This window comes from Vulcanithermus mediatlanticus, from assembly GCF_055385885.1.
The window spans coordinates 1,117,107-1,129,619 of the sequence record NZ_AP042385.1; the positions used below are offsets into that span (position 1 = coordinate 1,117,107).

The window sequence follows — 12,513 nt, forward strand, 5'->3', positions numbered from 1 at the left end:
TCCTCACTGTTTCTCACCTCCGAGGTCGCAGGCCGGTCGCGCCACTGGCTCCCCACAACCCCATGGCGCCCGTTTGGGAAGTTGTGGATCTTCGCCTCCTGCCGCTGGCGGAATTATACTTATTTCCAGCAAACTTGGCAAATATTCCAGGGTAGGCCTCGAGGAGGGGGCTGAACCCGGACAGACACATGTGAGACCGAATCGATAAGAATGTGGGGACCACTCCAGGAGAGAGGAGGTCCCCACGTATGCAGCTTACAACGGTTGGCCGGGAGGTATGGAGGGGGGCGAGGAAAGCCCAGGTGCTCCAGGAGGCTGGAGCGGGCGACCCCACGGTCCAAGACCGTCTGCGAAAGCTCAAACAAGTCGAGGCGTTCCGGAAACACAAGGTGGACTGGTCCGAGATCCAGTCCCTGGTGGGAATCAGCCGGGCTACCTACTACCGCTGGGAAAAGCGACTCAGGGAAGAAGGCCTCAAAGGCCTTGTGCCCAGATCCAAACGCCCAAGGCGGTTGCGACGAAAGCTCCACTGGACGCCCGAACTTCTCATTGCGATTGAAACTTTGAGGAAGCAAAACCCCACCTGGGGCCGCTGGCCGATCTGGCTGGCCTTGGGGAAGCAAGGCTTTGGGGTTAGCGAACGCACCGTGGGCCGCATCCTGGCCCACCTGGGAGCGCACCGTCGTGTTGAAAGCGTGGCCGCCTTCCTGGCCCGGGCGAGACGGGGGAAGGTGAAGCGAAGGCCCAGGCGCCCCTACGCCAGGAGGAAACCCAAAAGCTACGTCGCCTCCTCACCCGGCGACCTGGTTCAGGTGGACACCCTTACCGTGACCCTAGGACCCGGGGAGGTCGTCAAGCATTTTTCGGCGGTAGACCTTTACACCCGCTTTTCCCTGGCCGAGGTGCACACCCGGGCCACGGCCAACCTAGCAGCTGGCTTTCTGGCCCACCTCATCACCCAGGCCCCCTTTCCCGTCAGGGCCATTCAGGTGGACGGTGGCAGCGAGTTCATGGCCGAGTTTGAGGAAACTTGCCAACGTTTGGGTATCGAGCTCTTCGTGCTGCCCCCGAGAAGTCCCAAGCTCAATGGCCACGTGGAGCGGATGCAGCGGACCTTCAGGGAGGAGTTTTACACCCGGCCGTTGCCTTCCCGGATCCCCGAGCTCCAAAGGGAGCTCGACGCCTATCTGGACTACTACAACCGCAGGAGGCCCCATCGTGCGCTCAACGGCCTTGCGCCTCTTGAGTTCCTGGCTAGAATGCAAGCGGAGTCGGTCCCCAAAAGAGTCTCAGATGTGTTGACCGATTACAGGGGCTTGCCCTCGGCGCGTCCGCTCGTTAGGATGGGCCGCGTGGGAGGGGCCGGGGCGCAGTCGCCTTGTCGGGGCAGCGAGCCCTTCCTCGAAGTCCATTCCCTCACCAAGCGGTTTCCTGGGGTCGTCGCCAACGACGCGGTGCACCTTGAGGTTTGCCCGGGAGAGGTTCACGCCCTTTTGGGCGAGAACGGTGCGGGCAAGAGCACGCTGGTCAGCATGCTCTACGGGCTTTTGGCCCCCGACGAGGGTGAAATTCGAATTCGCGGGCGTCGGGTGCGGATCGGCTCGCCCAAGGAGGCGCTCTCGCTCGGCATCGGGCTGGTACCCCAGCACTTCGAACTGGTGCGGAAGCACACGGTGGCCGAGAACGTGGCCCTCGGCCTTGGCGGGTTGCCGTATGTTTTTCCGGCGCGCCGGGTCGCCGAGCGCCTCCGGGAGCTCGGTGAGCGCTACGGGTTGCCCGTCGATCCGGGCGCTTACGTCTGGCAGCTTTCCGCCGGTGAGCAGCAACGGGTGGAGATCCTCCGGGTTTTGCTCCGCGACGTGAAGCTTCTCATTTTAGACGAGCCGACCTCGGTCCTGACCCCGCAGGAGGCGCGGGGTCTTTTTCGTGTCCTCCGGCGAATGAAGGCGTCCGGACACGCGGTGGTGTTCATCACCCACAAGCTGGATGAGGTGATGGAGATCGCCGACCGGGTGACGGTTTTGCGCCGGGGGCGGGTGGTGGCGAGCCTCCGTACCAGCGAAACCGACCGGGCGGGCCTTGCGCGTTTGATGGTGGGTGAGGCCTCCGAACATCCCGCGTACGCGAAGCGCCGGGCGCCGGGACGGCCGATGTTCTTCGTCAAGGATCTGTGGGTTCGGGGTGACCGGGGGTATTTTGCGGTCAAGGATGTGTCCTTTGAGCTCCGAGAGGGTGAGATCCTCGGCGTGGCCGGGGTCGCTGGCAATGGTCAGAGCGAGCTCATCGAGGCGGTGACTGGCCTGAGGCGGCCTCACCGCGGCTGGATCCGCCTTCGCGATCGCGATCTCACCGGAAAAGACGCTCGGACGTTTTTCGAGGCCGGGGTGGCGCACGTGCCTGAGGACCGCAACCGTCGTGGCGTGGTGGGTACGCTGAGCGTGGCGGAAAATCTGGTCCTCAAACACTACCGGCGTTCGCCGTTTGCCCGGGGGCCGGTTTTGGACTCGAAGGCGATTGACCGCTTCGCGCTCAAAGCCGTGGAACGGTACCGGATCAAGACGCCGGGCGTCCGGGTTCCGGTTCGGTTTCTCTCCGGCGGCAACGTGCAAAAGCTCATCCTGGCCCGTGAGCTCCACGGCGATCCCGAGATCATCGTGGCCGCCCACCCGACTTACGGCCTTGATGTCGGCGCCGCCAGCCAGGTTCACCAGGCGCTGCTGGAGGCACGGGAACGCGGCGCCGGTGTGCTTTTGGTGAGCGAGGACCTCGAGGAGATCCTCCACCTATCGGACCGTATTGCCGTGCTCTTTGAGGGACGGGTGGTCGCGGTGCTGGAGGCCAAGGACGCCACGCGAGAACGGCTTGGGCTGTTGATGGCGGGGGTGTCGGCGTGAGGCTTGAACCCCGCCATAAAGTTTCGCCGGCATGGGTGGTTCTGATTTCCATGGCGGCGGTGGTCGCCGCCTTCGTGGCCAGCCTGCTGCTGCTGTGGCTCTACGGAACCCCTCCCGGCGAAGCGCTTTCCGTGATCTATCAGGGCGTGCTGACCGATCGCCGGGGGCTTGCGGAGGTGTTCCGCCGGGCCGTCCCCCTCATTCTCTCCGGGATCGGACTCGCCTTTGCCTTCCGGGCTCAGTTTTGGAACATCGGGGCCGAAGGGCAGCTGCTCCTGGGGGCGGTGGCGGCGAGCTGGGTCGCGCTCTTTTCCGGCGTGCCGGGGTGGCTGATGCTGCCGGCCATGGCCTTTGCAGCCTTCGTCGCCGCCGCGATTTGGGCCATGGTACCCGCATACTTCCGGGTTCGCCTTGGGGTCAACGACGTCATTACCACCCTGATGATGAACTACGTCGCGATTTACCTGGTGGAATGGCTGATCCACGGGCCCTGGCGGGGGCGCTCGGTGTTTGGTTTTGCCTACACCGATACCTTTCCCGACGCGGCGTGGCTCCCGCTGCTGCCGGGGACCGCACTCGCCTGGCCCGGGCTTTTGCTCGCCGGGCTGGGGGCGGCGTTTTTGAGCTGGGTCCTGGGCCGGACCACGCTCGGTTTTGAGGTGCGGGTGGTGGGTGAGAATCCAGAGGCGGCCCGGTATGCGGGGGTCCGGATCGTACGGACCATGCTTTTGGTGGCGCTTTTTTCCGGCGGCGCCGCCGGGCTGGCCGGCTTTGTCGAGGTTGCCGCGAATCATCACCGTTTGCTCAGCCCCTTGCAGATCTCTCTCGGCTACGGCTATACCGCGATCATCGTGGCCTGGCTGGCTCGGAACCATCCCCTGGCTGTTCTCCTGACCGGCACGCTCATCGGTTTTGTTTTCGCCGCTGGCGACGTGGCCAAAGTGGCCTTGCAAACACCGTTCCAGCTGGTACAGGTGGTGAACGGTTTGATCCTCTTTTTCCTGATTGGCGCCGAGGTCCTGATTCATCACCGGATCCGCTTTGGAGGGCGTCGTGGTTGAGGACTGGTTCGTGGTCATGCTGGCGCGGGGGTTTGCCTTTTCCGCCCCGTTGCTGCTGGCCGCGCTCGGGGAGATCGTGACCGAACGAGCCGGGGTGATCAACCTCGGGGTCGAGGGCATGATGATCCTGGGAGCGCTTTCCGCATTCGCGGTGGCCGATGCCAGCGGATCGGTCTGGCTCGGGGTCCTGGCGGCGATGGCGGTCGGGGGGCTGGCGGCGCTTTCCCACGCCTTTTTCTCGGTGACGCTCCGGGCCAACCAGTACGTATCGGGTCTGGCCCTCACCATGGTGGGGCTTGGCCTTTCCGGCTTGCTGGGCAAGTCGTTCGCTGGGCGGCCGCTGGCGCACCCCATGCCCCGGGCCGATGTCCCGCTCCTGAAGGATCTGCCCGTGCTCGGTCCCGGCGTGTTTACCGATCAAAGCCCCCTCCTCTACCTCGGATTCCTGGCCGCATTCGCCCTTTGGTTTTTCCTCTATAAAACGCGTTCGGGGATCGTGTTGCGCTCGGTCGGGGAAAACCCCACCGCGGCGGATGTGCTCGGCGTCAACGTCGATCTCGTTCGCTACCTGGCGGTGGTGTTCGGCGGTGTGATGGCCGGGGTCGCGGGGGCTTACCTCTCGCTCGCTTACCGGCCCTCCTGGACCGAGGGGATGACCGCGGGGCTCGGCTGGATCGCGCTGGCGATTGTGATCTTTGCTTCCTGGGACCCCTTGAGGGCGGTGGGGGCGGCGTTTGTCTTCGGGGCGTTTTACCACCTGGCCTACCGTTTCCAGGCCTACCTTGCTCCCGAGTTTTTGAAGATGACGCCCTACCTCTTCACCATTTTGTTCTTGGTCCTGAGCGCCCTGGGCAAGAGCGTTCGGCTGGGCGCGCCAGAGGCGCTGGGACGCCCCTACATACGGGGCGAGCGGTCGTAAGGAGGATGAGGGGATGAAGAAGTGGTTCGTGGCGGTGCTGCTGGTCCTGGGAGCGCTGGCCTTCGGCCAGGAGAAGCTCAAGGCAGGGTTCATCTACATTGGTCCGGTGGGTGACTACGGCTGGACCCGTGCCCACGACGAGGGGCGCAAGGCGGTGGAAAAGGCGTTCCCCTGGCTTGAAACCACCTACGTGGAGTCGGTGCCCGAGGGGCAGGTTGGGAGCTACATCGACCAGATGGTGCGGCAGGGGGCAAAGGTGATTTTTGCGACCAGCTTTGGATACATGGACGGGGTCCTCGAGGCCGCCCGCCGCTATCCCGACGTGATCTTCGCGCATGCCACTGGCTTTAAGCGGGCGCCTAACGTGGCCACCTACATGGCCGACTTCTACCAGATCTACTACCTCAACGGGCTCATGGCCGGGGCGCTGACCAAGAGTGGAAAGGTGGGCTATGTGGGTGCCTTCCCGATCCCCGAGCTCAAACGGCACATCAACGCCTTCACCCTCGGGGTGCGGGCGGTGAACCCCAAGGCCAAGGTGCTGGTGCGCTGGATCTACGAGTGGTACAGCCCCGCGGCGGCCAAGGAGGCCACGGAGGCGCTCATCGCCGACGGCGCCGACGTCTTTGCTTTTACCGAAGACTCGCCCACGGTGGTGCAGGTGGCAGCCGAGAAGGGCTTCCCCTCGTTCGCCCATTACTCGCCGATGCTCAAATTCGCCCCCGACTACGTGGTGAGCGGGCAGCTCGTTCGCTGGGGCGAGATATACAAGGACTTCCTGGCCAAGGTCCGCGCCGGCCTCTATACCGCAAAGAACCTCCAGGACGTGGATTACTGGTGGCTTTTGCCGCAAAAGGCGGTGGTTTTGGGCGCGGATTTTGGAGTGCCGGTCAATCCCAAGTTCGTTCCCGAGCTCAAGGCCAAAAAGATCAAGCACCCGGTCTTTGGGGAGATCAGCGTTTATGACCTGGTCATGAAGCTTCATGCGCTCATGAGTGACGTCGAACTGGCCTTTGATCCTTTCCAGGGGCCGATCTACGACCGTAAAGGGGTGCTCCGCGTGCCCGAAGGGCTTCGCCTTTCGAAGCAGGAGCTGCAGACGATCGAGTGGGCGGTTGAGGGCGTGGTGGGGCCCTGGCCGAACGAACCGAAGTAATCGGGGAATGCCAAAAGCCCCCTCAGGCTTATAGCCTGGGGGGGCTTTTTGAGAGGTCGCTTAGCCAAGGCCAAGCCGGTAGCGGAGCAGGCGGAACTGATAGTAAAGGAAGCAGCCCAGGCAAAACCGGAGGAGCAGGTTGATCCAAGCCAGCGCGGCCACGACCAGGGCCAGCGTCCAGCCGAGGTAGGGGTGGCCGAAGAGCAGCGCCAGCGAGGCGGCGATCAGGAAAACGGCACCCAGAGTCCTGGCAAAGCGATGGGGCCTCGGGTCTTCATCGACCGGCTTTTTGGGGATGCCGGTAAGCCGCTTGAGGAGGACCATCAGGTCGAGGCCAAGGTGCTGCGAGACCATGAGGAGTGCGAGCAGGTAGACCCCGGCGCTCCAGGAAAAGGCGAGGCTGAGCGGGAGCCCCACCCCAAGGAGAATCTGGTTAAATCGGATCTGATTCTGGTCCGTCCGCATGGGGCGATGCTATACCACTGAGCGTTATACACTCAATGGTATGAGTCACAATTGCAGAAGCCCGCGCCTGAGGCGCGGGCGGGGCAGGTGGTGTGCTTAGAACCGCTCGGCGACGGTTTTCATCTGCAAGAAGAGCCGGAGGTAGTCGTGGCTCCCGGTCTTGGCGCCGGTGCCCGAGAGGTTGAAGCCGCCAAAGGGCTGCACCCCGACGAGCGCCCCGGTGATCTTGCGATTGAAGTAGAGGTTGCCCACGTGGAACTCGCGCCGGGCGCGCTCGAGTTTTTCCCGGTCGCGGGCGAAGACGCCGCCGGTCAGGCCGTAGACGGTGTCGTTGGCCACCTCGAGGGCCTCGTCGAAGTCCTTCACCTTGATCACGCTCAGCACGGGGCCAAAGATCTCCTCCTGGGCGAGTTTCGCCGTCGGCGAGACTTCGGTGAAGATGGTGGGGGCGATGAAGAAGCCCGCCCCTTCGAGCTTCTCACCGCCGAGGACGAGCTGCCCCTCGCGCTTGCCGAGCTCGATGTAGTGGAGGACCTTCTTTTCTTGCGCGGCGTTGATGACCGGACCGAGATCGGGGTTTTCCTCGGTCGGGCCGACCACCAGTTTTCGGGTTAGGGCCTCGACCTTTTCCATGAGCAGGTCGTGGATGGCCGCATGCGCGATCACCCGGCTCGCGGCGGAGCACTTCTGGCCGGAAAAGCCGTAGGCGCTGGCCACGATGTTCGCGGCCGCCAGGTCGAGATCGGCGCTCTCATCGACGATGATCGCGTCCTTGCCCCCCATCTCGGTGATCACCCGCTTCAAAAAACGCTGCCCCGGACGTACCTCGCCGGCGGCTTTGTTGATCCAGGTGCCGACCTCGAGGCTCCCGGTGAAGTTGATGAAGCGGGTCTTGGGGTGCTCGACGAGGTACGCGCCGACTTCCTCTCCGATGCCGGGGAGGAAGTTGAGTACGCCGGGGGGCAGGCCGGCTGCTTCCATGATCTCGAAGACCTTGTAGGCCACCACCACCGCGTCCTCGGCGGGTTTGGCCACCACCGTGTTGCCAACCGCGATGGGGCCGGCGAACATCCCGGTGTAGATCGCCACCGGGAAGTTCCAGGGGCTAATCGAGACCCCGGCGCCCAGCGGGATGTAGAACGACTCGTTGTCCTCGCCGGGGAAGGGCACCACCGGGATGGCCTCGGGGCCTTTGAAGTCGAGGGCCGCGCGGGCGTAGTACTCCAGGAAGTCGATGGCCTCGGCGACGTCGGCGCTGGCCTCGACCCAGTTCTTGCCCACCTCAAACACCATCCAGGCGGCAAGCTCCGACTTTTTCTGACGCATGATGTGGGCGGCTTTGAGCAGGACCCGGCTGCGAGCTTCCTGGCTCAGGGCCTTCCAGGCGGGGAAGGCCTTCCAGGCGGCCTCGAGGGCCGCTTCCGCCGCTTCCTTGCCCGCCTTGGCCATCCGGCCCACCACCCTCGAGGGGTCCGAGGGGTCGAGGGAGTCGATGAAGTCGCCGGTGAAGATCCGCTCCCCGGCGATCACCAGGGGATATTCCTGACCGAACTGGGCTTTGATTTCGGTCAGGGTGCGCTTCATCATCACCCGGGCCTCTTCGCTGGTAAAGGTCTCGATGGGTTCGTTCCGAAATGGTTCAACCGTCATGCTTTTCCCTCCTTACTTCCTACTTCTTCACGATGCCCCGGAGCACGAAAAGGGCGTTTTCCGGCCGTTCGGCGATGCGGCGAGAGAAGTAGGGGTACCACGACTGGCCAAAGGGCACGTAGGCGCGGGTGGTGTAGCCTTCGCGGGCGGTCTTTCGCTGAAGCTCGCTTCGCACGCCGTAGAGGAACTGGAACTCGAAGCGCTCCCGGGGGATGCCGGCCTCGCCGGTCCATCGTTTGGCCCAGTCGATGAGGACGTCATCGTGGGTGGCGATGGCGGTTTTGTTCCCGGCCTCGAGGTTCTTGCGCACCAGGGCTTTGAAGCGCTCGCGGATGGTGTTTTGGTCCTGGTAGGCCACTTCGGGCGGCTCCCTGTAGGCCCCCTTGACGACCCGGAGGTCGGGGGCGTAGGGGCGAAGGGCCTCGAGGTCCGCTTCGGTGCGCTTGAGGTAGGCCTGGAGCACCAGCCCGACGTTGTCGAAGCCGCGCTCGCGCATGGTCCGGTACACTCCGATCGTGGCGTCGACCCGGGGCGAATCCTCCATATCGATGCGGACGAAGACGTCTTTTTCCCGGGCCAGGGTGAGGATGTCGGCGAGCAGTGCCTCGGCGAGCGAGGTCGCGGTATCGAGGCCCAGCTGGGTGAGCTTCACCGAAACGTATCGGGGGTAGGGGCGCTCGGCGAAGGCGGCCACGGTCTTCTTGATTTCCTCGGCAAAGGCCCGGGCCATGGCCTCGTCGGTCACCATCTCTCCCAGGACGTCGAGGATGCCGTGGATCCCCTCGACCTCGAGCCGGTCGACGACCTCGAGGGCCTCCTCGAGGGTGTCTCCCGCGACGAAGCGCCGGGCCAGGCGAAGCCCGTAGGTCTTGACGAGTCGCTCCACCAGAGGCTGACCGGCGATGGCGAGCACCGTGCTTCTCCAGAGATTCATGCCTCCTCCTCTATCCTTTCCAGCACCAGGTTTTTGAACCGCTCGACGTGGCGGCGGACGGCCCGGGCTGCCGCTTCGGGATCGCGGGCTCTGAGCGCTTCGACGATGGATCGGTGTTCGGCCAGGGTCGCCGGAGACTGGTTTTGGTCGCGGGAGTAGCGCTTGATGAGGGCGAGCAGCGCGTCGAGGGAGTGGAAGAATTCGCCGAGCCGCCGGTTGTGGGCGGCCTCGACCAACGCGGCGTGAAAGGCCAGGTCGGCGTCGGTCTGGGCCTCGAGGTCTTCGGGATCGATGGCTTCGATCCGGGCCTCAAGGCGGGACAAAGCCTCGATCTCGGCGTCGGTGGCCCGCTCGGCGGCGAGGCGGGCGGCTTCGGCCTCGATGGCCGAGCGCACTTCGTAGACTTCGGCCACCTCGAGCGGGGATAGGCGTTTGACCCGGGCCCCCCGGCCGGGGAGGAGCTCGACCAGCCCCTCCTGGGCCAGGCGCTGGATGGCTTCGCGCACGGGGGTACGGGAGACGCCGAGGCGGGTGGCGAGTTCGGGTTCGGCCAGGCGATCGCCGGGAAGGAACTCGCCCTCGGTGATGGCGCGTTTGAGACGCTCGTAGGCCGCTTCGCGCACCAGGCTGGGTCGTTCGATTCGCACGGTTTCATCCTCGCATGTGTATCCAGTATACGCAACCAACCCCTCGGGGGGCGGGACATGAGGCCCAGAAGACTTTGCTAGAATCAAACTGTAAAAGCTTGTAAGGAGGTGGAGCGCATGTTCATTGATTATCTAACGCTAATGATGATCGCTGTCGTGATGGGAACGGTATCGGTCGCGGTATACGGGAACCGCTATCTCGAGGCCCCCCGGGAGGTCCAGCGCTCGTGGGCCTACGTCTTTTGGTTCACCGGCCTCTTGCTCGGATTGCCCGGGTTCTTTATCATCTTCGGCTGGCCACTCCCCGGAGCTTACAACATCGTCATGGGCGAGCCGGCGGTGTTCTTCGGTTCGTTGCTCTTCCTGGCCGGCCTGGTGCTTTGGCGAGGCGATGACCTCGGGCCCCTGAGCTGGATGTCGCTCTTTGGCGGTGGCATCTTGCTGGCGTTGGTGGTGGCGATTTTGCGCTACGACCTCACGCGGAGCGCCAGCCTCTGGGCGCTTGGCTACGGGGTCATCGGCCTGGCGGCGGTGCTCACTCCCTTCGCCTACAAAAACCCAGGTTTGCGACCGGTGGTGGGGGCCTTGCTGCTCATCGGGGCCTTGATCTTCGCCATTGGCGGCTACGGCGGGTATATCGATCACACCGCCAAGGATGCCTTCGGACGCTGGGTGCCCTTGCCGATGCGCTAAACGAAAGCGTCCCCTTTTCCGCGACCCGTGGGGCCAGCTTCGGCGCCGCGGGTCGAATATTGAGGGTCGACCAGCCAGAAGCCTCATGCAGCCAGGAATGGATCGCTGGAGCGGTTACAAGGGGAATTCTTTCATGTAAGGCTGTTGGGCCGTGCCGCGAGGCTCTTCACGCCATCTTGGCCAGGAAAAAGCAAGGGTTTAGGTTATTTCCCCCTATTACTGGTTCTTTTGTAGAAGAATGAGAACTATGGCCAAGGTTCAAGGTCGTGCAGGTCGTCATTTGCAGCGGAAACTGGGTTTGGCCCTTGCTGTGTTCCTGGGCACGGTTCTCGGGGTATGGCTGCTCTTCCGCCTTGCTTTTCCCTGGCTTGCCCTTCCCATGCTTTTCTTTTCCCTGGCTTTTCTCCTGAAAATGGCTGCCGAGGACCGCGAATTCCAAAGGGCGCTCCACGCGCAGGTCAAGGGCTATGCGGGCGAACAGGCGGTTGGTCGGGTCCTCGAGGCGCTCCCGGAGCCCTTTCGTGTTTTTCATGATGTTGACCTCGACGGGGAGAATGCTGACCACGTGGTGGTGGGGCCGGGGGGCGTTTTTTCGGTCGAGGTGAAGCATTACGCCGGTCGCGTGGTTGCAACGCCCAGCGGCTTGTTCGTGAATGGGAGACGTAACGATAAAATTGTCCGTCAGGCCTGGCGGCAGGCCCACAAATTGAAGGCCCTGCTCGGGGTTGAGGTACAGCCGATCTTGGTATTCGTGGGTACTCGGGTCGAAGGGGACCGGGCGGGAAAGTTGCCAGTCTTGACCGCTGAGGGCTTGCCTGCGTTTTTGCGAGGCTGGCCGCGGCGGCTCGAGTATTCCACGGCCCGCCATATTTTTGAAATGCTCAAGGCGCGTACCCGTTAACCCCAACCAGTTCGTGCCAACAGCTCCGGCAAACGGATTCTCGTGACCCCCGTTCGGTTTTTTGCTCGCGACCCGCTGTGATCCCTGGAGCCGAGCTCCGGACCCTCGCTCCCTTTGCGTCGCTGAGGTTTTGGAGGGTATTCAGCGGCCAAGTGTTTAGAAAAATCGGGCCCCCGCGTAGCCCGCTGCAACCCTTTGCCGGAACGCCTCGAGATTCCTTTCCGGTACCAGCGCCACGATGGCCCCACCGAAGCCGGCGCCGGTGAGTCTCGCGCCAAGGGCGCCGGCTTCGAGGGCCAGCTCGACCAGGCGATCGAGCTCGGGGGTGGAGACCTCGAAGTCCTCTTTGAGCGAGCGGTGCGAGGCCACCATGAGCGCGCCGAAGCGCTCGAGGTCACCTGACCTAAGGGCGGCGAGGCCCTCGAGGACCCGAGCGTTTTCGCTCACCACGTGGCGAGCCCGTCGGCGGTAGGGCTCGGGCAGGGCTTCGATTGCCTGAGTGTCACGAACTTCACGGAGCGAGACCACGCCCAGCATCTTCGCTGCCGCAAAGCATTCTTGTCGGCGCTGGTTGTAACCGCTCTCGGCGAGCCTTCGGGGTACCCCGGAGTCAACCACCACCACCCTGGCTCCCTCAGGGAGGGACAGCGGTTCGTAGTCCAGGCTCTGGGTATCGATGAAGAGCGCTTGCCCTGGCCTGCCCAGCGCCGCGGCCATCTGGTCCATGATGCCGCAGGCCACGCCGACGTACTCGGATTCCGCCCGCTGTGCCAGTTTCGCAAGTTCAAGATCTGTAAGCGGCAGATCGTAGAGCTCGCGCAGGGCTTTGAGGGCGGCCACCTCGAGGGCGGCCGAACTCGAAAGTCCGGCCCCGATACGCACGTCACTCCGTACGTAAAAGCGCGCCCCGGGGACGGCGAACCCCGCTTCCCGGAGCGCCCACAGCGTTCCCGCCAGGTAGTCGAGCCAGTCGCCTCTGGCCGGGCCCAGTGCTCTGGATTTCAGCTCGCCGAAGGCCTCGGCATAGGCCTCGATGCCTTCGCCCCGGCCCGCCTCGACCGTGGTGCGGTTGGGGAGGGCTGCCGGCAGGACGAAACCCTGGTTATAGTCGGTGTGCTCTCCGAGGAGGTTGACGCGTCCCGGGGCGCTGGCCTTGGCCTGGGGTTTTTCGCCAAAGATGCTCGCGTACATGG

11 protein-coding genes and 1 pseudogene are annotated in these 12,513 nt (G+C 64.0%); 7 read left to right on the forward strand and 5 right to left on the reverse strand.

Annotated elements, in window-relative coordinates:
• Positions 1-248: 248 nt before the first annotated feature.
• The 5 genes and pseudogenes from ACZ5BT_RS06690 to ACZ5BT_RS06710 form a co-directional block, all read left to right on the forward strand.
• Positions 249-1,319: pseudogene (locus ACZ5BT_RS06690) on the forward strand (integrase core domain-containing protein); the annotation flags it as partial.
• Between the two features lie 24 nt (positions 1,320-1,343).
• Entirely contained in the window at positions 1,344-2,894 is a 1,551-nt protein-coding gene (locus ACZ5BT_RS06695; protein WP_464885784.1) for an ABC transporter ATP-binding protein, read from the forward strand.
• Positions 2,895-2,929: 35 nt separating this feature from the next.
• Positions 2,930-3,955, forward strand: coding sequence for an ABC transporter permease (locus tag ACZ5BT_RS06700; protein WP_464883838.1), 1,026 nt, complete (start codon positions 2,930-2,932; stop codon positions 3,953-3,955).
• 16 nt (positions 3,956-3,971) lie between these two features.
• Positions 3,972-4,874 (forward strand): ABC transporter permease, encoded by a 903-nt coding sequence (locus ACZ5BT_RS06705; protein WP_464885785.1) that lies wholly within the window; start codon positions 3,972-3,974, stop codon positions 4,872-4,874.
• A 13-nt stretch (positions 4,875-4,887) separates the two neighbouring features.
• Positions 4,888-6,030 (forward strand): BMP family ABC transporter substrate-binding protein, encoded by a 1,143-nt coding sequence (locus ACZ5BT_RS06710; RefSeq protein ID WP_464883839.1) that lies wholly within the window; start codon positions 4,888-4,890, stop codon positions 6,028-6,030.
• A 60-nt stretch (positions 6,031-6,090) separates the two neighbouring features.
• Here the strand turns inward: ACZ5BT_RS06710 and ACZ5BT_RS06715 are convergent, their stop codons facing one another.
• The 4 genes from ACZ5BT_RS06715 to ACZ5BT_RS06730 form a co-directional block, all read right to left on the reverse strand.
• Positions 6,091-6,495 (reverse strand): DUF4395 domain-containing protein, encoded by a 405-nt coding sequence (locus ACZ5BT_RS06715; protein WP_464883840.1) that lies wholly within the window; start codon positions 6,493-6,495, stop codon positions 6,091-6,093.
• 96 nt (positions 6,496-6,591) lie between these two features.
• The gene (gene pruA / locus ACZ5BT_RS06720; protein ID WP_464883841.1) at positions 6,592-8,145 is read right to left on the reverse strand and encodes an L-glutamate gamma-semialdehyde dehydrogenase; all 1,554 of its coding nucleotides are present in this window, start codon (positions 8,143-8,145) and stop codon (positions 6,592-6,594) included.
• A 19-nt stretch (positions 8,146-8,164) separates the two neighbouring features.
• Positions 8,165-9,079 carry a proline dehydrogenase family protein gene (locus ACZ5BT_RS06725; protein WP_464883842.1) on the reverse strand — a complete coding sequence of 305 codons (915 nt, stop codon included), beginning with the start codon at positions 9,077-9,079 and terminating at the stop codon, positions 8,165-8,167.
• Positions 9,076-9,726, reverse strand: a complete 651-nt coding sequence (locus ACZ5BT_RS06730) for a GntR family transcriptional regulator (protein WP_464883843.1) — start codon at positions 9,724-9,726, stop codon at positions 9,076-9,078. Before ACZ5BT_RS06730 ends, ACZ5BT_RS06725 begins: the two co-directional genes overlap by 4 nt.
• Before the next feature lie 117 nt (positions 9,727-9,843).
• Here ACZ5BT_RS06730 and ACZ5BT_RS06735 point away from each other — a divergent pair, with 117 nt between their 5' ends.
• Together ACZ5BT_RS06735 and ACZ5BT_RS06740 are read left to right on the forward strand one after the other, a co-directional pair.
• Complete coding sequence (locus ACZ5BT_RS06735) at positions 9,844-10,419, forward strand: DUF981 family protein (RefSeq protein ID WP_464883844.1); 576 nt, start codon at positions 9,844-9,846, stop codon at positions 10,417-10,419.
• A 412-nt stretch (positions 10,420-10,831) separates the two neighbouring features.
• Positions 10,832-11,320 carry a nuclease-related domain-containing protein gene (locus ACZ5BT_RS06740; RefSeq protein ID WP_464885786.1) on the forward strand — a complete coding sequence of 163 codons (489 nt, stop codon included), beginning with the start codon at positions 10,832-10,834 and terminating at the stop codon, positions 11,318-11,320.
• 156 nt (positions 11,321-11,476) lie between these two features.
• Here ACZ5BT_RS06740 and galK read toward each other — a convergent pair whose 3' ends face one another.
• Entirely contained in the window at positions 11,477-12,511 is a 1,035-nt protein-coding gene (galK, locus tag ACZ5BT_RS06745; RefSeq protein WP_464883845.1) for a galactokinase, read from the reverse strand.
• Positions 12,512-12,513: the final 2 nt, after the last annotated feature.

Bases quoted from the DNA above. Each gene is read 5' to 3' on its own strand.
- ACZ5BT_RS06725 (WP_464883842.1), bottom strand. From the start codon at position 9,079: ATGAATCTCTGGAGAAGCACGGTGCTCGCCATCGCCGGTCAGCCTCTG.
- galK (WP_464883845.1), bottom strand. From the start codon at position 12,511: ATGTACGCGAGCATCTTTGGCGAAAAACCCCAGGCCAAGGCCAGCGCC.
- ACZ5BT_RS06715 (WP_464883840.1), bottom strand. From the start codon at position 6,495: ATGCGGACGGACCAGAATCAGATCCGATTTAACCAGATTCTCCTTGGG.
- ACZ5BT_RS06710 (WP_464883839.1), top strand. From the start codon at position 4,888: ATGAAGAAGTGGTTCGTGGCGGTGCTGCTGGTCCTGGGAGCGCTGGCC.
- pruA (WP_464883841.1), bottom strand. From the start codon at position 8,145: ATGACGGTTGAACCATTTCGGAACGAACCCATCGAGACCTTTACCAGC.
- ACZ5BT_RS06740 (WP_464885786.1), top strand. From the start codon at position 10,832: ATGGCTGCCGAGGACCGCGAATTCCAAAGGGCGCTCCACGCGCAGGTC.
- ACZ5BT_RS06705 (WP_464885785.1), top strand. From the start codon at position 3,972: ATGCTGGCGCGGGGGTTTGCCTTTTCCGCCCCGTTGCTGCTGGCCGCG.
- ACZ5BT_RS06695 (WP_464885784.1), top strand. From the start codon at position 1,344: ATGGGCCGCGTGGGAGGGGCCGGGGCGCAGTCGCCTTGTCGGGGCAGC.
- ACZ5BT_RS06735 (WP_464883844.1), top strand. From the start codon at position 9,844: ATGTTCATTGATTATCTAACGCTAATGATGATCGCTGTCGTGATGGGA.